21 protein-coding genes and 7 tRNA genes are annotated in these 21,374 nt (G+C 50.7%); 1 reads left to right on the top strand and 27 read right to left on the bottom strand.

Translation table 11 applies throughout. The features are described 5' to 3' along the window. Positions 1-1,560 carry a threonine ammonia-lyase, biosynthetic gene (ilvA, locus tag N8M53_RS12765; RefSeq protein WP_077668132.1) on the top strand — a complete coding sequence of 520 codons (1,560 nt, stop codon included), beginning with the start codon at positions 1-3 and terminating at the stop codon, positions 1,558-1,560. Between the two features lie 38 nt (positions 1,561-1,598). Here ilvA and N8M53_RS12770 read toward each other — a convergent pair whose 3' ends face one another. The 27 genes from N8M53_RS12770 to N8M53_RS12900 all read right to left on the bottom strand — a co-directional run bounded on the left by N8M53_RS12770 (position 1,599) and on the right by N8M53_RS12900 (position 21,308). Further along, on the bottom strand, positions 1,599-1,970 hold the full coding sequence (locus N8M53_RS12770; RefSeq protein WP_046074868.1) for a helix-turn-helix domain-containing protein: 372 nt from the start codon (positions 1,968-1,970) through the stop codon (positions 1,599-1,601). Between the two features lie 186 nt (positions 1,971-2,156). Further along, complete coding sequence (locus tag N8M53_RS12775; protein WP_021022741.1) at positions 2,157-2,528, bottom strand: helix-turn-helix transcriptional regulator; 372 nt, start codon at positions 2,526-2,528, stop codon at positions 2,157-2,159. A 279-nt stretch (positions 2,529-2,807) separates the two neighbouring features. Next, on the bottom strand, positions 2,808-4,646 hold the full coding sequence (glmS, locus tag N8M53_RS12780) for a glutamine--fructose-6-phosphate transaminase (isomerizing) (protein WP_269579036.1): 1,839 nt from the start codon (positions 4,644-4,646) through the stop codon (positions 2,808-2,810). 21 nt (positions 4,647-4,667) lie between these two features. Then, positions 4,668-5,432, bottom strand: a complete 765-nt coding sequence (locus tag N8M53_RS12785; RefSeq protein ID WP_269579037.1) for a DeoR/GlpR family DNA-binding transcription regulator — start codon at positions 5,430-5,432, stop codon at positions 4,668-4,670. 155 nt (positions 5,433-5,587) lie between these two features. Further along, a tRNA-Leu gene (locus N8M53_RS12790) sits at positions 5,588-5,672 on the bottom strand. Positions 5,673-5,717: 45 nt separating this feature from the next. Continuing rightward, a tRNA-Leu gene (locus N8M53_RS12795) sits at positions 5,718-5,804 on the bottom strand. Between the two features lie 41 nt (positions 5,805-5,845). Beyond that, positions 5,846-5,922 (bottom strand) — tRNA-Met (locus N8M53_RS12800). A gap of 9 nt (positions 5,923-5,931) precedes the next feature. After that, positions 5,932-6,006 (bottom strand) — tRNA-Gln (locus N8M53_RS12805). Between the two features lie 35 nt (positions 6,007-6,041). Then, positions 6,042-6,126, bottom strand: a tRNA-Leu gene (locus N8M53_RS12810). Between the two features lie 42 nt (positions 6,127-6,168). Beyond that, positions 6,169-6,245: transfer RNA gene (locus N8M53_RS12815), tRNA-Arg, on the bottom strand. A gap of 2 nt (positions 6,246-6,247) precedes the next feature. Then, positions 6,248-6,322, bottom strand: a tRNA-Gln gene (locus N8M53_RS12820). 118 nt (positions 6,323-6,440) lie between these two features. After that, positions 6,441-7,799: a bifunctional UDP-N-acetylglucosamine diphosphorylase/glucosamine-1-phosphate N-acetyltransferase GlmU gene (gene glmU / locus N8M53_RS12825; RefSeq protein WP_269579038.1), complete on the bottom strand. Its 1,359-nt coding sequence runs from the start codon at positions 7,797-7,799 to the stop codon at positions 6,441-6,443. A gap of 155 nt (positions 7,800-7,954) precedes the next feature. Next, positions 7,955-8,377 carry a F0F1 ATP synthase subunit epsilon gene (locus tag N8M53_RS12830; RefSeq protein ID WP_046074864.1) on the bottom strand — a complete coding sequence of 141 codons (423 nt, stop codon included), beginning with the start codon at positions 8,375-8,377 and terminating at the stop codon, positions 7,955-7,957. A gap of 19 nt (positions 8,378-8,396) precedes the next feature. After that, positions 8,397-9,800 carry a F0F1 ATP synthase subunit beta gene (atpD, locus tag N8M53_RS12835; protein ID WP_077607319.1) on the bottom strand — a complete coding sequence of 468 codons (1,404 nt, stop codon included), beginning with the start codon at positions 9,798-9,800 and terminating at the stop codon, positions 8,397-8,399. A 36-nt stretch (positions 9,801-9,836) separates the two neighbouring features. Next, the gene (atpG, locus tag N8M53_RS12840) at positions 9,837-10,703 is read right to left on the bottom strand and encodes a F0F1 ATP synthase subunit gamma (protein WP_046074862.1); all 867 of its coding nucleotides are present in this window, start codon (positions 10,701-10,703) and stop codon (positions 9,837-9,839) included. A gap of 46 nt (positions 10,704-10,749) precedes the next feature. After that, a complete protein-coding gene (gene atpA, locus N8M53_RS12845) occupies positions 10,750-12,291 on the bottom strand; it encodes a F0F1 ATP synthase subunit alpha (protein WP_269579039.1) in 1,542 nt (513 codons plus the stop codon). A gap of 16 nt (positions 12,292-12,307) precedes the next feature. Continuing rightward, positions 12,308-12,841, bottom strand: a complete 534-nt coding sequence (gene atpH, locus N8M53_RS12850) for a F0F1 ATP synthase subunit delta (protein ID WP_077770836.1) — start codon at positions 12,839-12,841, stop codon at positions 12,308-12,310. A gap of 15 nt (positions 12,842-12,856) precedes the next feature. Then, positions 12,857-13,327, bottom strand: coding sequence for a F0F1 ATP synthase subunit B (gene atpF, locus N8M53_RS12855; RefSeq protein ID WP_046074859.1), 471 nt, complete (start codon positions 13,325-13,327; stop codon positions 12,857-12,859). Positions 13,328-13,379: 52 nt separating this feature from the next. Next, positions 13,380-13,631 carry a F0F1 ATP synthase subunit C gene (atpE, locus tag N8M53_RS12860; protein WP_025672872.1) on the bottom strand — a complete coding sequence of 84 codons (252 nt, stop codon included), beginning with the start codon at positions 13,629-13,631 and terminating at the stop codon, positions 13,380-13,382. 70 nt (positions 13,632-13,701) lie between these two features. Then, entirely contained in the window at positions 13,702-14,490 is a 789-nt protein-coding gene (gene atpB / locus N8M53_RS12865; protein WP_046074858.1) for a F0F1 ATP synthase subunit A, read from the bottom strand. An 8-nt stretch (positions 14,491-14,498) separates the two neighbouring features. Continuing rightward, positions 14,499-14,888 carry a F0F1 ATP synthase subunit I gene (locus N8M53_RS12870; RefSeq protein WP_269579040.1) on the bottom strand — a complete coding sequence of 130 codons (390 nt, stop codon included), beginning with the start codon at positions 14,886-14,888 and terminating at the stop codon, positions 14,499-14,501. Positions 14,889-15,068: 180 nt separating this feature from the next. Then, positions 15,069-15,959 carry a ParB/RepB/Spo0J family partition protein gene (locus N8M53_RS12875; protein ID WP_269579041.1) on the bottom strand — a complete coding sequence of 297 codons (891 nt, stop codon included), beginning with the start codon at positions 15,957-15,959 and terminating at the stop codon, positions 15,069-15,071. An 8-nt stretch (positions 15,960-15,967) separates the two neighbouring features. Then, positions 15,968-16,765, bottom strand: a complete 798-nt coding sequence (locus tag N8M53_RS12880) for a ParA family protein (protein WP_046074855.1) — start codon at positions 16,763-16,765, stop codon at positions 15,968-15,970. A 13-nt stretch (positions 16,766-16,778) separates the two neighbouring features. Further along, positions 16,779-17,405 carry a 16S rRNA (guanine(527)-N(7))-methyltransferase RsmG gene (gene rsmG / locus N8M53_RS12885; protein WP_269579042.1) on the bottom strand — a complete coding sequence of 209 codons (627 nt, stop codon included), beginning with the start codon at positions 17,403-17,405 and terminating at the stop codon, positions 16,779-16,781. Continuing rightward, positions 17,406-19,295, bottom strand: coding sequence for a tRNA uridine-5-carboxymethylaminomethyl(34) synthesis enzyme MnmG (gene mnmG / locus N8M53_RS12890; RefSeq protein ID WP_269579043.1), 1,890 nt, complete (start codon positions 19,293-19,295; stop codon positions 17,406-17,408). It abuts the gene before it with no gap. A 393-nt stretch (positions 19,296-19,688) separates the two neighbouring features. Next, positions 19,689-20,141, bottom strand: coding sequence for an FMN-binding protein MioC (gene mioC / locus N8M53_RS12895; RefSeq protein ID WP_269579044.1), 453 nt, complete (start codon positions 20,139-20,141; stop codon positions 19,689-19,691). A 66-nt stretch (positions 20,142-20,207) separates the two neighbouring features. Next, positions 20,208-21,308 carry a GGDEF domain-containing protein gene (locus N8M53_RS12900; RefSeq protein WP_269579045.1) on the bottom strand — a complete coding sequence of 367 codons (1,101 nt, stop codon included), beginning with the start codon at positions 21,306-21,308 and terminating at the stop codon, positions 20,208-20,210. Between the last annotated feature and the right edge of the window lie 66 nt (positions 21,309-21,374).

Consider the following 21,374-nt stretch of genomic DNA (forward strand, 5'->3'; position numbering starts at 1 on the left):
ATGCAACAGGCGCAACCCTCAACTGCACAACCGATGGACGGTGCTGATTATCTTAGGGATATCTTGCGCGCGCCTGTTTATGAAGTGGCGATTGCCTCGCCTCTTCAAACCATGAAGCGCTTATCTGAGCGCTTCAATAATCAGGTACAGCTTAAGCGTGAAGACCGCCAACCCGTCCACTCGTTTAAATTACGCGGCGCACACAACATGATGGCGCAACTGACGGAGGCGCAAAAAAAAGCGGGCGTGATTGCGGCATCAGCCGGTAACCACGCGCAAGGGGTCGCCCTATCAGGTAGCCGTCTTGGGGTGAAAGCGACCATCGTCATGCCGCGCACGACGCCAGCCATCAAAGTCGACGCGGTACGCGGCTTTGGTGGCCATGTCGTGCTGCACGGCAATAATTTCGATGAAGCCAAAGGCATGGCACAACAGCTCGCCGACGAACACGGTTATACCTTTGTGCCCCCTTTTGATCATCCCCAAGTGATTGCTGGACAGGGCACCATTGGCTTGGAGCTGGTGCAACAAAATGGCCACCTCGATTATATTTTTCTGCCCGTTGGAGGCGGAGGCATCGCCGCGGGCGTGGCAGTGCTTGTCAAACAACTGATGCCCAACATCAAAGTTATCGGGGTAGAGGCGGAAGATTCTGCCTGTCTGCGTGCGGCATTAGATGCAGGCTTCCCCGTGACCCTTGATCGCGTGGGCACCTTTGCCGACGGTGTGGCAGTAAAACGCATAGGCGATGAGTCTTTCCGGCTTTGTCAGCAGTACTTAGATGACAGCATCACCGTATCGAGTGATGCGATCTGTGCCGCCGTGCAAGACATCTTTGAGGACACTCGGGCTATCTCCGAGCCCTCCGGCGCTTTGGCATTAGCCGGCCTGAAGCAATACGTGGAAAAACACCAGCTCAAAGACAAGCAGCTCGCAACGGTATTGTCGGGTGCCAATACCAATTTCCATTCGCTGCGCTACGTCTCTGAGCGCGCGGAACTGGGTGAGAAGCGAGAGGGGTTACTGGCTGTCACCATTCCAGAACAAACCGGCGCTTTTTTCAATTTTTGTCAGATATTGGGCGATCGCGCCGTCACCGAGTTCAATTATCGGTATGGCGATGATCATCTCGCGAATATCTTCGTCGGTGTCAGATTACTCGGCGGACAAGAAGAGTTGGACAATATCTTGCGCGACTTACGCCAAGCCGGCTATCCGGTCGAAGATTTGTCCGATGATGAAATGGCTAAAGTGCATGTGCGCTACATGATTGGTGGTCGACCATTGGCCAACCTCAATGAACGGCTTTACAGTTTCGAGTTTCCTGAATACCCAGGGGCACTACTGCACTTTTTGCAAACCTTGGGCACCCACTGGAACATTAGCCTGTTCAATTATCGTAACCATGGTTCGGACTATGGTCGCGTGCTGTGCGGCTTCGAAATTGGCGACAAAGACTTGCTCGCCTTTACGGCCCATTTGCGTGAACTTGGGTATGGCTGGAAAGACGAGACATCAAACCCGGCTTACCGTTTTTTCCTGTCAAAAACCACCGATTAACCCATAACAAAAAGCCCGACATGAATGTCGGGCTTGGTTTATTCGTCTGGCGGCTCTGGGGCCAATGTGACCACATATTCGGCGATCGATAGGGCGTTATCCATCACCGTCTGTCGTGCCATTTGCGGAAGCTGACTCAGCAAGCTCGTCAATGCGGCTAGATCATCACGGTGAGAAAACGCGATATCCCGCTCGTCCGTTTCGCCATGCACGAACCAATTGAAGGGACGGCCGGTAATATCGGCAATCATGACCAGCGCGAGGATTTTCGGATCCGTCTTCCCCGACTCCATATCCAAATAGGTCTGGCGCGCGACATTCAAACGCTTCGCCATGTCTACTTGGGTTATTTTACTAAATTCCCGTGCTTCACGGATCCGTTGCGCCATGCGCGCGGTCGAAATCACCATGGTTCATGCCTCATTTCTGCTACCCGAACTGTATTAAACACAGCCCGTCACAACACCAACCCTGCATTATGCATGGCTCGGCAGGCGTATCATGGTGGCGCACACCGATAGTGTGACACTACGCTTTTGATGCCTACCTCAGTAAGCAAGCACTTACCCGCATATCTAGTCGAGCAGGCAGTACTTTTATGCGCGCTGGGCCGCCTTAGAATAGTTCACCAAGAACGAAGCCATGTTCACGCTTTGGTTTAAGATCGCGGTACGGGCTTCGTGCGGTAAGCGAGAGAAATGCTCAAGCAGGCGATTCACGTCTTGCTTATACTGAACATCGTGCATTTCGACATCTTCGTCACCGTAGACAAACCATACCAATGGGCGCTCAGTCAGCTCAGCAATGTTAGACAGCATGCGCACACGTGGCTCTGTCTTGCCATTTTCGATATCCAAGTAGGTTTGGCGGGCCACATTAAGCAGCTTTGCCATTTTTACTTGGGTGATGCCTTTCCACTCACGCGCTTCTTTGATGCGTTTTGCTACTTGGGTTTTAGAATCAATCATTGCTTCCTCTCTACAACTGGTCGATGTTAGTCGTTATACCCTGAGTATGCACAATGTAGGCCAAGTTATTGGGCACCAACAAAAACCAAACTATTCAACAACTTAAAACACAGAATGATGTTCTGTTTAATTTTCCAGACGACATGCCTGATATTAAATGCAAAATGATTTGCATTTTGCAATAAAACCTATGCAGATCGCATTTTTGTAGAAAGAGGACAGTAATTGATAAAAGATCAACCACGCTCCTGGTCAGAGCGTGGTGATTATTAGGCAGGTTTACTCAACCGTGACGGCTTTAGCAAGGTTACGAGGCTGATCAACGTCCGTGCCTTTAATCAACGCAACATGGTAGGACAACTGCTGCATCGGCACGGTGTAGAATACCGGGGCGATAATCTCATCGGCATGGGGCATGGCGATAATATTCATTCCCTCTTCAGGCGTAAAACCAGCGTCTTGATCGGCAAACACGTAAAGCTGGCCACCACGGGCACGCACTTCTTCAATGTTGGATTTGAGTTTTTCCAACAGCTCGTTGTTTGGCGCAATCACAATCACCGGCATATCGGCATCAATCAGTGCCAGAGGGCCGTGTTTTAGCTCACCTGCCGCATAGGCTTCCGCATGGATGTATGAAATCTCTTTAAGCTTAAGTGCAGCTTCAACGGCAATCGGATAGTACTCTCCGCGCCCAAGAAAGAGAGCATGGTGCTTGTCGGCAAAGTCTTCAGCGAGTTGCTCAATCGCTTTATCAAAGGTCAACGCTTGCTCGATACTCGAAGGCAGGTGATGCAAGGCATCGACAATCTCACGTTCTTTATCACGACCAATCGACCCCTGCATTTTGCCCAGCGCAGTGACCAGCATCAGTAGCGCAGACAGCTGGGTGGTAAAGGCCTTGGTCGATGCCACGCCGATTTCCGTCCCAGCGCGGGTCATAAAGGCGAGATCAGACTCGCGGACCAGTGATGAACCGGCCACATTACAAATCGCCATGGTCGCCATATAACCACGCTCTTTAGCTAAGCGCAGCGCCGCTAGGGTATCGGCTGTTTCGCCAGACTGCGATAAGGTGATCAGCACGCTATTAGGCCGGGTGACAAACTGGCGATAGCGAAACTCTGACGCGATTTCCACATCACAGCTTATCCCTGCCAGCGATTCAAACCAGTAGCGCGCCACCATGCCTGCGTTATACGAGGTACCACAGGCAATGATTTGAATATGCTGCGCTTTAGCGAGGATATCACTGGCCCCATTACCAATCGCCTCCACAATCACATGATCACTGCCCAAACGGCCTTCCATGGTATTGGTGAGCGCGGTGGGCTGCTCATAAATCTCTTTTTGCATATAGTGGCGATATTGGCCTTTGTCAGCGGCGTCATACTGAGCACTGGCTTCATGCACCTCACGCTCCACCGGTGTGCCCTCTTGATTATAAATCGTCACCTCACGGCGAGAGATATCGGCCACATCGCCTTCTTCAAGGTAGATAAAGCGACGCGTCACATTCAACAGAGCCAGCTGATCAGAGGCAAGAAAGTTTTCGCCAATCCCCAGGCCAATCACTAGCGGGCTGCCCGAACGCGCGGCAATCAAGCGCTCAGGTTGGCTTTTATCCATCACCACGGTACCGTAAGCGCCTTCAAGCTGGCTCACGGTACGTTGGAACGCCTCGAGTAAATCAGAGGTTTGCTTAAGCTCCCAATCGACCAAATGCGCAATCACTTCAGTATCGGTTTGTGAATGGAATTGATAGCCTCGCGCTTGCAGCTGTTCACGCAGCATTTGGTGGTTTTCAATAATGCCATTGTGTACCACTGCAATGGTCTCGCCAGACATATGTGGGTGAGCATTCACCTCACTGGGTTCGCCATGGGTAGCCCAACGCGTGTGCGCGATGCCGGTACCACCGGTAGGATTCGTCTCGGTCACCGCATCTGACAACGCGGCGACTTTACCAAGGCGACGAACGCGTGTGAGCTGCCCGGTTGCCGCATCGGTGATCGCGACCCCTGCCGAGTCATAACCGCGATATTCAAGGCGCCGCAGTCCCTCTACTAAAATCTCGGCGACATCACGCTGCGCGACCGCCCCTACAATTCCACACATAGTCTTTCCTTACTGGTCTTATTACTTGTCAGCACAGATCACATCTGTGCCGGTTTGTTCTATGGCGTGTTTAAGATCATCATCAAGCAAACTGTCGGTGATCAAGGTGTCAATGCTTGACCAAGCAAGCTCTAGATTAGGGATCCGACGACCGATTTTCTCTGACTCAATCATCACCACCACCTCACGCGCGACCTCCGCCATCACCCGCGTCAGGCCCGTCATTTCGTTGAAAGTTGTCGTCCCACGTGCCACATCAATGCCATCGGCACCGACAAAAAGCTGATCGAAATCGTATGCACGCAGTGTCTGCTCGGCCACTTGACCTTGAAACGACTCAGAGTGCGTATCCCAGGTGCCGCCGGTCATTAGCAGCGTAGGCTCGTGTTCTAGCTCTCGAATGGCATTGGCCACCTGTAGCGAATTGGTCATCACCACAAGGCCGCGCTTCTTATTCAGTAAAGGGATCAAGGCTGCAGTGGTGGTGCCGCTGTCAACCAGAATGCGGTTATGGTCACGAATACGTGTCGCAGCGGCATCGGCAATACTTTGTTTTTGTTTTGACACTTTGATCGCGTGTTCTGAGACCATTTCTTGTGGTACGGGCACCGCACCACCGTAACGGCGCAGCAATAGGCCATTTTTCTCCAGCTCCGCGAGATCTTTGCGGATAGTCACTTCAGAGGTTTCAAAGCGTTGCGAGAGCGCGTCGACACTGACTTGGCCTTGCTCAGTGAGCAAAGTGACGATGGTATGGCGCCGTTGCTGAGTATTTCGTTTCGACATATAACAACCAAAGTTTCGATTCGAAACTTATGGTAGAGCAAACAAAACAAAGATCAAGATAATGAGGGAAAAAGTGTGGCAAAACAGAGAAGAAGATGATTCAGCGTAGAGCAATAACGAAAAAAGCCCACCAGCGAATGCTGATGGGCTTAATATGGTGCGGAAGGAGAGACTTGAACTCTCACACCTTGCGGCGCCAGAACCTAAATCTGGTGCGTCTACCAATTCCGCCACTTCCGCAAATTTGTATGATAAGTCGGCGGGCGGGCCGAGTATCAATTGTCTTGGTGCGGGGGGAGGGACTTGAACCCTCACGTCCTTTCGGACACTAGCACCTGAAGCTAGCGCGTCTACCAATTCCGCCACCGCCGCAAATCGGTGCGATTTACTGCGTTAGCAACAAATCGGAATAATGGTGGCTACGACGGGATTCGAACCTGTGACCCCATCATTATGAGTGATGTGCTCTAACCAACTGAGCTACGTAGCCAACCTAAAGTGGCTGGGGTACCAGGATTCGAACCTGGGAATGACGAGATCAAAACCCGTTGCCTTACCGCTTGGCGATACCCCAATTTTCATGCCGCTTAATGCCACATGTTTAAATAATGGTGCGGAAGGAGAGACTTGAACTCTCACACCTTGCGGCGCCAGAACCTAAATCTGGTGCGTCTACCAATTCCGCCACTTCCGCATTCCAAGTTGTTCATCTCACTTCATGGTAGCTGAAGAAAGATGGCGCGTCCGGGAGGATTCGAACCTCCGACCGCCTGGTTCGTAGCCAGGTACTCTATCCAGCTGAGCTACGGACGCGTTGGCTGGGGTACCAGGATTCGAACCTGGGAATGACGAGATCAAAACCCGTTGCCTTACCGCTTGGCGATACCCCAACTGAGGCGCGCATAATAGGCTGGTTTTTATCGGGAGTCAACACCTGATTTTACCAACCGCACAACTTTTCGCCTTTCAAGCTAAAAAGCGGCTTGTGCGCGCTCAACAGTCAGTATTCTACTTTTTTTTCGGCCGTTGCCAAGCCTCAATTGTCCTGGGTTTAGCACGAGTGATGATAAGTTGACCATCAGCGACATCTTTGCTGATGGTGCTGCCTGCCCCGACAGTCACCCCTTCACCAATCACGACCGGCGCCACCAGCTGGGAATCCGAACCAATAAAGGCATTATCTTTAATCACGGTTTTATGTTTATTGGCACCATCGTAATTACAAGTAATCACCCCAGCACCAATATTTACCCCTCGGCCGACCTCAGTATCACCCAGATAAGTCAGATGATTAGCCTTGGAGCCTTCACCCAAGTGAGACTTTTTCATCTCGACAAAGTTACCCACATGGGCATCTCGCGCCATCTCGGCGCCCGGACGCAACCGCGTGAACGGACCAACGGTACAGTCTTCTCCGACACTGGCCCCTTCTATCACGCTGTACGGGCGCACCAATGTATTGTCATCAATCTCGCAATCAATCAGTACACTCCCGGCACCGATAGTCACGTTATCCCCTAAGGTCACACTCCCTTCGATAATCACATTGGCGTCGATGGTCACATCCTGTCCACATTGCAGCTGACCACGCAAGTCAAAACGGGCGGGATCTTTGAGCATTACACCACTGAGCAATAACTGTTCAGCCTGCATTTTTTGGTACTCTCGCTCCAGGCGCGAAAGCTGAAGGCGGTTATTCACCCCCTCCACTTCCACCGCACTCACAGGATGAACGGCTTGAATCGAGCGCCCTTGTTGATGCGCCAGAGCAATCACGTCAGTGAGATAAAACTCACCTTGTGCATTGTTGTTATCAAGCTGCGACAACCAATAACGTAAATCGCGTCCAGTGGCCACCAGCACACCGGTATTAATTTCAGTAATCGCAAGCTGGGTTTCAGTCGCATCTTTTTGCTCAACAATCGCGACTACTTCCCCGTTTTCACGCACAATACGGCCATAGCCAGTCGGATCGTCCTGATGCACCGTTAATAGACCAATCCCGCCTTCAGGCTGCCCTTCTAGCAATCGGGTTAGGGTTTGCTCTGAAATCAAGGGCACATCGCCATACAGCACCAACACCTGTTCATCATCAGCAAAATGCGGCGCGGCTTGTTGCACGGCATGGCCGGTACCAAGCTGATCAGCCTGTAAGCACCAATTTACCGGTGAGTGCGCTAAAACGCGCTGCATTGTATCGCCACCATGGCCATAAACTAGATGGATTTGCGAGGCGCCAAGGCCGTGACAGGTATCAATAACATGCTCAACCATTGGCTTGCCCGCCAGGGTATGAAGCACCTTAGGGGTTTGTGAATACATGCGCGTGCCCTTACCGGCCGCGAGAATAACTGCACTATATTGCATAGTCTTTCCGTGATAAAAGAGAGAGTTGTCTATTAAGTTGCCCTTAGTGTAACGCGTTTTAGCTTTCGCGCGAATCACAGCCTACAAGATGACCTTTGCAGATAATAAAAAAGCGACGCCGAAGCGTCGCTTTTATTCTCACCGTAAGTGCCTGATTAACGCTTGTGCTTGGTCAGCTCGATCACTCGAAGCTTCGCAATCGCCTTAGCCAGGTCACTGGCCGCTTGAGCAAAGTCGACGTCTTTATGCTGATTGTGGATTTTATCCTCAGCGCGGCGCTTCGCTTCTTCCGCCTTAGCTTGGTCCAGTTCTTCACCACGAATTGCGGTGTCAGCCAGCACAGTCACTGTGCCAGGCTGCACTTCAAGCGTGCCACCAGAGAGATAAATAATCTCCTCGCTACCGCCTTGTTTGACGATGCGAACCATGCCAGGCGTAATAGCGGTCAGCAGCGGTGTGTGTCCTGCGTGAATACCCAGTTCACCTTCGCTACCGGTCACCTGAATATGCTCAGCACGACCAGAGAACAGTTGTCGCTCTGCACTGACCACATCCAGATGGAAGGTTATCGCTGCCATATCGCCTCCTACTCAAGCCTTACAGGTTTTTCGCTTTTTCGAGCACTTCTTCAATGCTACCGCAGTACAGGAATGCCTGCTCTGGGATATCATCGTACTCACCACTTAGCAGGCCTTTGAAGCTTGCAATGGTATCTTTCAGCGAAACATAAACACCTGGCTGGCCGGTGAAGACTTCGGCGACGTGGTAAGGCTGCGTTAGGAAACGCTCAATCTTACGTGCACGTGCAACCGTCAGTTTATCTTCTTCAGACAGCTCATCCATACCCAGGATAGCAATGATGTCTTTCAGCTCTTTATAACGCTGAAGGACAGACTGTACGCCACGCGCCACATCATAGTGGTCTTGACCAACAACCAGAGGATCCAACATACGTGATGTAGAGTCCAATGGGTCGATCGCTGGGTACATACCCATCGACGCGATGTTACGTGACAATACTACCGTTGCATCCAAGTGGGCAAAGGTGGTGGCTGGTGACGGGTCAGTCAAGTCATCCGCAGGCACGTAGACCGCCTGTACCGAGGTGATAGAACCGGTACGGGTTGAGGTAATACGCTCTTGCAGTACACCCATCTCTTCAGCCAGTGTTGGCTGGTAACCTACTGCCGATGGCATACGACCCAACAGGGCGGATACTTCGGTACCGGCAAGGGTATAACGATAGATGTTATCGATGAACAGCAGTACGTCACGGCCATCATCACGGAATTTTTCCGCCATGGTCAAACCGGTCAGTGCAACACGCAGGCGGTTACCTGGTGGCTCGTTCATCTGACCATATACCATGGCCACTTTTGATTCTTCTGGGTTCTCGATGTTTACAACACCGGCTTCCTGCATTTCGTAGTAGAAGTCATTACCCTCACGAGTACGCTCACCTACACCTGCGAAAACAGACAGACCTGAGTGTTGCAATGCGATGTTGTTGATAAGCTCCATCATGTTAACGGTCTTACCAACACCCGCACCACCGAACAGACCGATTTTACCGCCTTTGGCAAACGGACAGATAAGGTCGATAACCTTAACGCCGGTTTCCAAAAGCTCGGTCGCGCTCGACTGCTCTTCATAGCTTGGCGCTTCACGGTGGATAGAGTAACGCTCTTTCTCACCGAGATCACCGCGCTCATCAATCGCGTCACCCAAGACGTTGACGATACGTCCCAGCGTGGCTTCACCCACAGGGACTTCGATTGCTTTGCCTGTATTTTCTACTTCGATTCCACGACGCAGACCATCAGATGAGCCCATCGCGATGGCACGGATGACGCCACCACCAAGCTGCTGCTGAACTTCCAGCACCAGACGCTCGCCTTCACGTTTCACATTCAACGCATCGTATACCTTAGGTACTGCGTCTTGTGGAAACTCTACGTCGACTACCGCACCGATGATCTGAACGATCTTACCTGTAGCCATCGTTATTCCTCTAAACTAGTTCGTTAACCCTTGCCTTTACACCGCACTTGCGCCAGAAACAATTTCTGACAGCTCCTGGGTGATTGCAGCCTGACGGGCTTTGTTGTAAACCAACTGCAGATCATCAATCAGATTCCCCGCATTATCGGTCGCAGCTTTCATTGCCACCATACGTGCCGCTTGCTCACTGGCGAGGTTCTCTACCACACCTTGATACACTTGCGATTCGGCATAGCGAACCAACAAGGTATCGAGCAACGGCTTCGGCTCAGGTTCATAGATATAATCCCAAGCGTGGCTGCGCTGCATCTCCTCGTCGTCTGACTTTGGCAAAGGCAGCAATTGATCGATCACTGGGGTCTGTACCATGGTGTTTTCAAATTTGTTGAAAACCAGGTACAAGCGGTCCAGCTCACCTTCATCATATTTTTTCAGCATCACCCCAACGGTACCGATGAGGTCTTCCAGTACTGGGGTGTCACCCAGGCCAGAAGTTTGTGCGACTACATTTCCGCCATAACTGTTAAAGAAAGCGGTGGCTTTCGCCCCAACCAGTGCCATATCGATTTCGGCACCTTTTTGGCTCCAGCTTTCCATATCGTTGATGACACTTTTGAACAAGTTAATGTTCAAGCCACCACACAGTCCGCGGTCAGTAGAAATGATGATGTAACCAACGCGCTTGGCTTCCCGCTCTTCCAAATAAGGATGGCGGTACTCCAAGTTACCCAGTGCAAGATGACCGATCACTTTGCGCATAGTGACAGCGTATGGACGTGACGACTCCATGGCTTCTTGCGTTTTACGCATTTTGGAGGCTGCCACCATTTCCATCGCTTTAGTGATCTTCTGTGTGTTTTTCACACTTCCGATCTTATTACGAATCTCTTTTGCGCCGGCCATAGTTACTCTCCATTAGTGGGCGACCACCTAAGTGGTCACCTACGTGTTACCAAGTCTGGGTCGCTTTGAAGTCGTCCAACAGCTTTTTCAGCTGTGCTTCAACGTCATCGTTGTAAGCACCAGACTCTTCAATTTGAGCAGCCAGGTCAGCGTACTGGCTTTTCGCAAAGGCCAGTAAGGAACGTTCAAAGTCACCGATCTTGTTCAGCTCAACATCTTCCAAGTAGCCTTTTTCAGCCGCGAAGATCACCAACGCCTGCTCGAACACAGACATAGGCGCATATTGCATCTGCTTCATCAGCTCGGTCACTTTCTGACCGTGATCCAATTGCTTCTTGGTTGCGTCATCCAGATCAGAAGAGAACTGCGCAAACGCGGCAAGCTCACGATACTGTGCCAGTGCTGTACGGATACCGCCTGACAGTTTTTTCATGATCTTGGTTTGTGCAGAGCCACCCACACGCGAAACCGAAATACCTGGGTCAACCGCTGGGCGAATACCCGCGTTAAACAACTCGGTTTGCAGGAAGATCTGACCGTCGGTGATCGAGATAACGTTGGTCGGTACGAACGCCGATACGTCACCCGCTTGCGTTTCAATGATAGGCAGGGCGGTCAACGAACCGGTTTTGCCTTTCACTTCACCCTTAGTGAACTCTTCCACATAGTTGGCGTTAACACGTGCCGCACGCTCAAGAAGACGTGAGTGCAAGTAGAAAACGTCACCTGGGAAGGCTTCACGGCCTGGTGGACGACGCAACAATAGCGAGATCTGACGGTAAGCAACAGCTTGCTTAGACAAATCATCGTAGACAATCAGGGCATCTTCACCGCGGTCACGGAAGTACTCACCCATTGCACAACCCGCGTAAGGCGCGAGGTACTGCAGGGCAGCCGCTTCAGAGGCCGACGCCACCACCACGATGGTGTTTTTCAGTGCGTCATGCTCTTCTAATTTGCGAACCACGTTGGCAATGGTCGATGCTTTCTGACCGATCGCGACGTAAATAGAGTAGATACCAGAGTTTTTCTGGTTGATGATCGCATCGATCGCCAACGCCGTTTTACCGGTTTGGCGGTCACCGATGATCAGCTCACGCTGGCCTCGGCCGATAGGGATCATCGAGTCAACCGCTTTATAGCCAGTTTGTACAGGCTGATCAACCGATTGGCGTGCGATAACACCTGGGGCAATCACTTCGACTGGCGAGGTAGTTTTTGCCTCGATAGGCCCTTTGCCATCAATCGGCTCACCCAGAGTGTTCACCACGCGACCCAACAGTTCAGGGCCAGTGGGTACTTCGAGGATACGGCCCGTACCCGTTACCTTCATGCCTTCTTGCAGGTCCGAGTATGGACCCATTACAACCGCACCGACTGAGTCACGCTCAAGGTTCAATGCAAGTGCATAGCGGTTGCCAGGCAGTTCAATCATTTCACCTTGCATCGCATCAGCAAGGCCGTGAATGCGAATGATACCGTCGCTGACTGACACGATGGTACCTTCGTTGCGCGCTTCACTCACAACGTCGAATTTTTCGATACGTTGTTTGATCAGATCGCTAATTTCCGTGGAATTAAGTTGCATGCTCCAATTCCCCAAATCAAGACTGCAATGCATCGCTCAGGCGGCGCATACGGCCACTTACTGAGTTATCGATGACCAAGTCTCCAGCTCGAATAATAACCCCGGCAACCAGGGTTTCGTCTACACTACAGTTCAGCTTTACTTTGCGCTCAAGACGCGCGGCGAGCTTGTCACTGATGGCTTGTTGTTGCTCTTCGGAAAGAGCCGTCGCTGAAATCACTTGAACTTCAACTTCTTTTTCCAGTTCCAAACGCATTGCGAGGAACTGTTCACAAACCTCAGGAAGAGCTTTTAAGCGCTTGTTTTCAGCCATCACCTTAATCAGGTTTTGACCAAAAGCATTGAGCTGATCACCGCCAACTGTGATGAACATCTCTGCCAATGTGTCAGCAGAAAAAGAAGCGTCCAACATATGTTGAACACGTTCATCACGGGCAATCTCAGCAGTAAAGGCGAGCATTTCAGCCCATTGAGCTAACTCGCCTTTTTCTACCGCAAAATCAAAGGCTGCTTTCGCGTAGGGGCGAGCGAGTGTTGTCAGTTCAGACATTGCTGCCCCTCCTTGTTACAGTTCTGCAGTGATTTTATCGAGAAGATCTTTATGAGCGTTCTCATCAATAGAGCGCTCAATAATTTTCTCGGCACCAATAACAGCGAGCGATGCAACTTGCTTACGCAGCTCATCGCGAGCACGGTTACGTTCGGCTTCTAGCTCGGCTTTACCCTGATTGAGGATATTGTCGCGCTCAGCAGCCGCTTCAGCACGCGCCTCATCGAGGATCTGTGCTTTGCGCTTATTGGCCTGCTCGATAATGTCAGTTGCGTTGCGCTTCGCTTCTTTCAATTGATCAGAAGCATTCGCCTGGGCCAAATCCAGGTCTTTGGCGGCGCGATCAGCCGCCGCGAGACCGTCAGCGATTTTTTTCTGACGTTCTTCAATCGCTTGCATCAATGGTGGCCATACATATTTCATGCAGAACCACACAAAGATAGTGAACGCGATTGCCTGGCCTAGCAGAGTTGCGTTGATATTCACAACGGCGCCTCCTTAATCATAAGCTAAAGGGTCTGTTCAGCTATTAGCCAGTTTACAGTTGACCTACGAATGGGTTCGCGAACGTGAACAGCAGTGCAATTACGATACCGATCATTGGAACCGCATCAAGAAGACCCGCGATGATGAACATCTTAACTTGCAGCATAGGAGCCATCTCAGGTTGACGTGCTGCACCTTCAAGGAATTTACCACCCAGCAGGGCGAAACCAATCGCAGTACCAAGGGAAGCAAGACCTACAATGATGCCCACGGCAATTGCAGAAAAGCTCAATAAAGTTTCCATCACTATCTCCAGTTTTCGTTGTCGGCTTTGAGCCAATAATGACTAACAAATTGCTTTCTAAAAAATGTCATCAATGATCTGAGTCTTCGTGTGCCTGCGAGAGATACACGATGGTCAACATCATAAAGACAAAGGCTTGAATCGTAATGACTAGAATGTGGAAGATTGCCCACGGCACAGAGCCCAGCCATTGCGCCCACCACGGCAACAACGCCGCGATAAGAATAAATACCACCTCACCGGCAAACATGTTACCGAACAGACGCATCCCGAGTGAAATAGGCTTCGCCAGCAGCGAGACTATCTCCAACAGGAGGTTGAACGGAATCATGATAGGGTGATTGAACGGGTGCAGAGCCAGCTCTTTGGCAAAGCCACTAACACCTTTAATCTTGATGCTATAAAAGATCATCAAGAAGAACACGCCCAGCGCCATCGCAAGGGTGATATTTACGTCTGCAGTTGGCACCACTTTCAAGTAAGGAATGCCTAACCAATGTTCCGCCGGATACGGTAGAAAATCGATAGGAATTAAGTCCATCGTATTCATCAAGAATATCCAGACGAAGATAGTCAGGGCCAAAGGTGCGATCAGCGGATTTCGTCCATGGAAGGTTTCGCGGACGTTGTCATCAACGAACTCAACCAAGATCTCGACGAAACACTGAAACTTACCCGGGACACCTGTCGATGCTTTCTTTGCCACCGATCGGAAAAGGCCTAAGAAGACAATACCGATGAGGACAGAGAAAAACAGGCTATCAATGTGAACCGCCCAAAACCCCTCACCGCTTGACAAGTGTGTCAGGTGGTGAGTGATATAGCCAGACGGTGTAAGCGCATCACCTGACGCAGCCATAACTCATCCTATTTGTTGTTGTTAATGAATAAAACTGGCGCGAGGATATTAATCCCTAATGCCAGCAAATAGGCCAGTTTGAGGGGAAGCAATTCCACCTCGACATACAGGTAAGCAAGGACAAACAAGACGACAGTCAGTGAAATTTTTAACACTTCACCGCCAAAGAAGGACGCGACTACGAATCTCGCAGCTCTTGCCCCACTAAAAAGGAAAGCACACGCCGCAAACGCAGCATTGGCAACCACAAAGATGCCTCCACCGATCAGCGCGGATTTTCCCCAGTCGACATTGATAGCAAGCGCCATCACGATTGCCGTTGCTAATACGACGCCAGCTTGCAAAAGCACCAATTTTGTCGCGATTTCACGACCCGGCCGCGCGAGCGTCGATACCATGTATTTGTTCCTCGATTCCGTTCCACTTAGCACTGTTGCCGTGCTGGGAAAACAGCAAAAATTATACGTTTCGCCCCAACTAATGCAATCGCATCGATGTAAAAAAGCGGGGAAAATTTTACAACAGAGTAACCTGATCACAGTAAGCGCTTTTATGTAACAAAAAGCGAATGGCATAGGTCACATTTCTTCGTCGAAAATTGCAAGAATTTGCGCTAATTTTTCAGATTCTTCAAAATTAATCACCAATTTCCCACTACCGTTTTTCTGTTGTGTTAACGCGACACTGGCCCCGAGCTTATCGCCAAGTCGTTGCTGGAGCGCTTCGACTTCAGGTGATAATTTAGGCTTTTCCGTTTCAACAGGAGGCGAAAGCATCTTTTTTACTAGTTTTTCTATCTGGCGAACCGTCATTTTTTTATTGACGGCGGTCAGCGCCGCATCGATTTGTGCGTCGCCTTCGAGCGCCAGCAGGGCACGTGCGTGACCCATCTCGAGTTGTTTGTTAAGCAGCAGTTGCCGCACGCCGGACTCCAACCCATTTAATCTCAGTAGATTACTAATGGTGGCCCGAGATTTACCGAGTGACTCCGCCAACTGTTGGTGAGTCAGTTCAAATTCGTCGACCAAGCGCGCGAGTGCCTGGGCTTCTTCCATCGCATTCAGGTTCTCGCGCTGGATATTCTCAATCAAGGCCACCGCACTGGCGACCTTATCACTCATCTCGCGCACCAAGCAGGGGACATTGTTGAGCCCGGCTTGCTTAGCGGCACGCCAGCGACGCTCACCGGCAATGATCTCATAGCGCCCGGCTGCCACTTGACGGACAACCAAAGGCTGAATAATACCTTGCGCGCGGATGGACTCGGTTAATTCTTCCAGCGCCTCTTCCGCCATACCTTGACGTGGCTGATACTGACCTGGCTCCAACGCAGTAACGAGCAACTGCTGTAATTCGCTGTTACTCGTATTGGTGGACTCAGGGGAAGCTTGGGTGGATGACTGTGCATGTGCACTGGTCGCCAACAAGGCATCCAGGCCCTTTCCAAGACCGCGTTTCGCTGAATTCATTGTTTTCCTCAGGCATTGACAGCGTCTGGCGAGGAGCGTGCTTGCTCTTCGCGACGCAAGATTTCACCCGCAAGGGCGAGGTAGGCTTTGGCACCGCTCGATAATTTGTCGTAGTACATGGCGGGTCGGCCATGACTTGGCGCTTCCGCTAGCCGCACGTTGCGAGGAATCACCGTACGATACACCTTATCACCGAAGTGTTTTTTGATCTGATCCGATACTTCGGTCGCTAATCGGTTACGCGGATCGTACATGGTGCGCAGCACCCCTTCCACGTGAAGCTCTGCGTTGACCACACTGGCCAGCTTGCTGATGGTATCCATCAATGCGGTTAACCCCTCTAGGGCAAAGTACTCACACTGCATGGGAACCAACACAGAATTGGCAGCGGTCATTGCGTTGATAGTCAGCAAGTTGAGTGAGGGTGGGCAGTCGATAAAAATATAATCATAGCGGTCCACCACAGGCTCTAACATGGTGCGCAGGCGAACTTCGCGAGCGAAGACTTCCATCAGCTTAATTTCCGCCGCGGTCACGTCGCCATTGGCGGCAATCAGGTGATAGCTGCCTGCCGTGTCTTCCACCACCACTTGCTCAAACGGTGTGTCTTCAATTAAGAGGTCGTAGGCGGTGGCATGGACATCGTATTTATCCACCCCACTGGCCATGGTCGCGTTACCCTGTGGGTCTAAATCAATCAGTAGCACCTTGCGATTAGTGGCAGCCAGTGACGCTGCAAGGTTGACACTGGTGGTGGTTTTTCCCACGCCGCCTTTTTGGTTTGCTACCGCGATAACTTTACCCACGTGCTCTCGACCTCTATTCGTTACTCTTTGCTCTCAAGATTACTAGATGACGCGCCCCTTCCAATCCCGGTACCTTCAAAGCTTTGATATCGGTCACAGAACAAGCAGCAGGCAAGGCATCCAGCTCCTGCTGGTCCACTTGCCCTTTCAGCGCGTAAAATTGTCCCTCTGCGTGAGGGAGATGTTGGCACCAGCTCACCATATCGTTCATCGACGCAAACGCACGGCTCAATACGCCATCAAAGCCATTATCGGGGATAAAGTCCTCGACGCGGCTTTGCACCGGCGTGACATTGTCTATCTCTAGTTCGTGCAACACTTGGCGAATGAAGCGGATCCGTTTCCCTAAACTGTCTAGCAAGGTGAAGTGTTTATCCGGATTCGCGATAGCCAGAGGAATACCTGGTAATCCTGGACCTGTCCCCACATCGATAAAATGATCACCGTCAAGATGGGGGGAAACAACCAAACTATCAAGAATATGTTTCACCACCATGTCTTCGGGACGACGGACAGATGTCAAGTTGTACGCTTTGTTCCATTTATCCAACAGGCGAACATACGCGAGAAGCTGCGCTTGTTGTTGCGAGGACAAAGCCAAGCCTGCTTTTGCAAGCCCTTGTTGTAGTTGTGATTCCATTTATGCGCCTTTCTTCAGCATGCCTTGTTTTTTCAAGTGCACGAGCAAAATGGAGATCGCAGCAGGTGTCACGCCAGAAATACGAGATGCTTTGCCGACGGTTTCCGGACGTGCATCGGCAAGCTTCCCTTTCACCTCATTGGACAAGCCTTTGATTTGCTCGTAATCAAGGTCAGTTGGCAGTGCCGTATGCTCATGACGCTGCGACTTGGCGATTTCGTCCTGCTGACGGTCGATGTAACCGGCATATTTCACTTGGATCTCCACTTGCTCACTGGCTTGCGTGTCTTGATGGGCCGGACCAAATGTTGGTAACGCCACAATATCTTGATAACGCAGCTCGGGACGACGGAGTAAATCTTCGCCATTAGCTTCACGCGCTAAGGGGGTTTTTAACATGGCGTTAAGTGCAGTGACGTCGTCCGAGTGGGGATGGATCCAAGTGCCGCGCAGGCGCTGACGCTCTTGCTCCATGTTTTCCATTTTCTGGTTGAAACGCGCCCAGCGCGCATCGTCGACCAAACCAAGCTCTCGCCCTTTTTCGGTCAAACGCATATCAGCGTTATCTTCACGCAGCAGCAAGCGATACTCGGCGCGAGAGGTAAACATACGGTAAGGTTCTTGGGTGCCCATGGTAGAAAGATCGTCGATCAGTACGCCCATGTAGGCTTGATCGCGACGTGGGCTCCAGCCCTCTTTTCCTTGTGCTTGTAATGCAGCGTTGCACCCAGCCAGCAAACCTTGCGCGCCAGCTTCTTCATAACCGGTGGTGCCGTTAATTTGCCCCGCAAAGAACAAGCCATCAATGAATTTGGTTTCTAGGGTTTGCTTGAGATCGCGTGGATCGAAAAAATCATACTCGATCGCATAGCCAGGGCGGATCACTTTGGCGTTTTCAAACCCTTTGATCGACTGGATAATTCCCATTTGCACATCAAAAGGCAAGCTGGTGGAAATACCATTCGGATACAATTCGTTACTGGTCAACCCTTCAGGCTCAACAAAAATTTGGTGTTTGTCTTTGTCGGCAAAACGCATCACCTTGTCTTCAATCGACGGACAATAACGCGGCCCAATGCCTTCAATTACACCAGAATACATCGGACTGCGAGAAAGGTTTTCGCGGATAACGTCATGCGTTCTTTCATTGGTATAGGTGATGAAGCACGGGATTTGTTGCGGGTGCTGCTGAACATTTCCCATGAATGAAAATACCGGGCAAGGTGTATCACCATGTTGGGTTTGCATCACAGAAAAATCGACCGAGCGGGCGTCAATGCGCGGAGGTGTGCCGGTTTTCAATCGATCAACGCGAAACGGTAATGCACGCAAACGATCCGCGAGTTTGTTTGATGGTGGATCCCCGGCACGTCCCCCAGAGTAATTATCCATACCGATGTGGATTTTCCCACCTAAAAAAGTTCCGACCGTCAGCACAACCGTGGTCGCGCTGAACTTCAGCCCCATTTCTGTTTCTACGCCAGTCACACGATCTTGCTCGACGATCAGGTCGACCACGGCTTGTTGAAACAAAGAAAGGTTCGGTGTGTTCTCTAGGGTATGGCGGATCGCCGCTTTGTAAAGTGCCCGATCGGCTTGAGCCCGCGTCGCGCGTACTGCCGGTCCTTTAGATGCATTCAGCGTTCTAAACTGGATCCCACCTTTGTCGGTGGCTTGGGCCATAGCACCACCCAAAGCATCAATTTCTTTTACCAGGTGTCCTTTCCCGATCCCGCCAATCGCGGGGTTGCACGACATCTGTCCCAAGGTGTCGATATTATGGGTCAACAACAGTGTTCTTTGATTCATCCGAGCCGCAGCCAGTGCCGCTTCGGTACCAGCATGGCCACCACCCACAACGATGACGTCAAAGTGATCCTGGTAAAACATGATTAAAGCCTCAACCTGGTTAAGTGTTTGCGCATGAACTAAGCAAAAGGGGCGACATTCTAGCGCTTTTTCTGCCAACAGGGAACCAAACCTTGATCCGGATCGTTAGCGTGCACTGGCTTTATATATATAAGATCTTTATATAGATCTTTTGTTAGATCTACTATTAGGGAAAGGGATCCTAGTGGATAACTCAAAAAAGATCATTGAGATCAAGGATCTTGAAACGATCACTTTTTGTGGGTGGCCTTGGATCCGATCCTGTATCACCTGGGATCAAAATGGGTAGTTATCCACATAGGGGGGCGAGCGTGAAAAGTATTAAATGGATAACTAAAGGAAGATCACTGGGTTATTCCTTAGTTATCCACAGTCTGACTGGTTGTTTTTTGTTCACTTGAGCGCGTGTAGCTGTGGCTCCCAGTCTATCAACCAGCGTTCGGCTTCATCTTCTGGGACCGGATGCGCTTGAATATCGATATCAATACGCTCACCGACTTTAATGGCGCCCAAATCTTGTAATAGCGCATCGGCTTTCATCCCGGCTTCGCAAAACGTATCGTAGCTAGAGTCACCAATTCCGACCACGCCATAGTGTACGTCGCGTAGCATCGGGCGCTCGGTAAGCAATTGCTCCATTAAGGGGGCGATGCTGTCTGGAAAGTCTCCCGCACCATGGGTTGAGGTGACGATCAGTAGGGTAGTGGCACCGAGTACATCATCAATGATCCCCTCGTTGACAACCTGAGGGTGATGGCCTTTTGCTTGCAAGAGATCCGCGAGATGATCGCCAACATATTCAGCGCCGCCTAGGGTACTGCCAGTAATAATAGTGATAGTTGCCATGCTTTCCTCATCGTTAAGGTATTCATCCCTAGTATTTAGACCTTACCTCAAGGAGTCAATCTCCGCTTAAACCGCTTGACTCGCCGTCATGTGGCTAAGCTGGCAGACACATTGATTGCCCCCCGTTTGTTTCGCTTCCGTCATCGCTTGGCAGGCTTGATCAATCAATCCGATCGCTTGACCGTTTCCGGAAAAGTGCTGAACGATGCCGATTGAGGCGGTGAATGCATGGGCACCGCCATGAAAGGTAAAGGGGGTCTCAGCAATGGCATGATGGCATTTAACCGCCCATTTGGGCGCATCGGCGCAATCATTTTCTTTTAGCATGACCAAAAACTGATCGGCGTGAGTGCGGCTAAGTAGGGCATCGCGTGGTAGGTGACGATGCAGTAAACCTGCAAGGAATTGTAAGCTTTGATCGCCAATAGAGTGACCATGTTGCGTATTAAATTGCTGAAAATGATCAATATTAATGCAAAGGATAGCGAGAGGCTTATCGGTCGATGATTGGCATTCTGCGCTCAATCGGCGATAAAACTGGGTTGCATTCCATGTTTGCGCTAAGGGCTCGCGTTGGATGTACTGCCGAGCCTGCCGGTTGAGGGTGTAGAGATCATGGAGGTAGAAGTCCATTAAAATCACAGACAAGGCAATAAATATCAGGACAACGCTAAGGTAAATGGTTTTGCTGTTTAGGCTGGAAAGATTCACTAAGGGATCGGGCGTGGGTAGCACCTGGATGGAAAACATTAAGCCGATAGCTGTCAGTGATAGCCCGTAACGCGCCAGTCGTTCATTGGGATCAAACAGCAATAATACGATCGTGGGAGAGACCAGTAATAAGAGTTCGTTCTGGCTTTGCGCCGCAAACACCCAGTAAGACATGATGAACTGCTGGGCAAAAAAAATAAAAAAAAGATAGTACCGAGCCATGTACCAGCGTCCTGACCACATCAACAGCCAGGTTGTTGCGTACAAAAAGGCGTAAATGACGTTATGCCAAGCCGCGATCGGGGTTTGGAAAGCAAGCCAGTACATAGTGGAGAAGATCAATGTACCGATAACACAAATAATCGTGAGCAGATTGGTCATCCGGATCTGATGCCGCATCAGTTGATTATGTTCGCTCAGGCCTATCGATAAGATCGGATTCAAACTTGCCAGCATATTACCTCCATCCACACCTCGTTAAAGCGTAGTTGATCATGGTGAAAACTACGTGGATAACTTATG

This window comes from Salinivibrio kushneri (genome assembly GCF_027286325.1).
GTDB lineage: Bacteria > Pseudomonadota > Gammaproteobacteria > Enterobacterales > Vibrionaceae > Salinivibrio > Salinivibrio kushneri_A.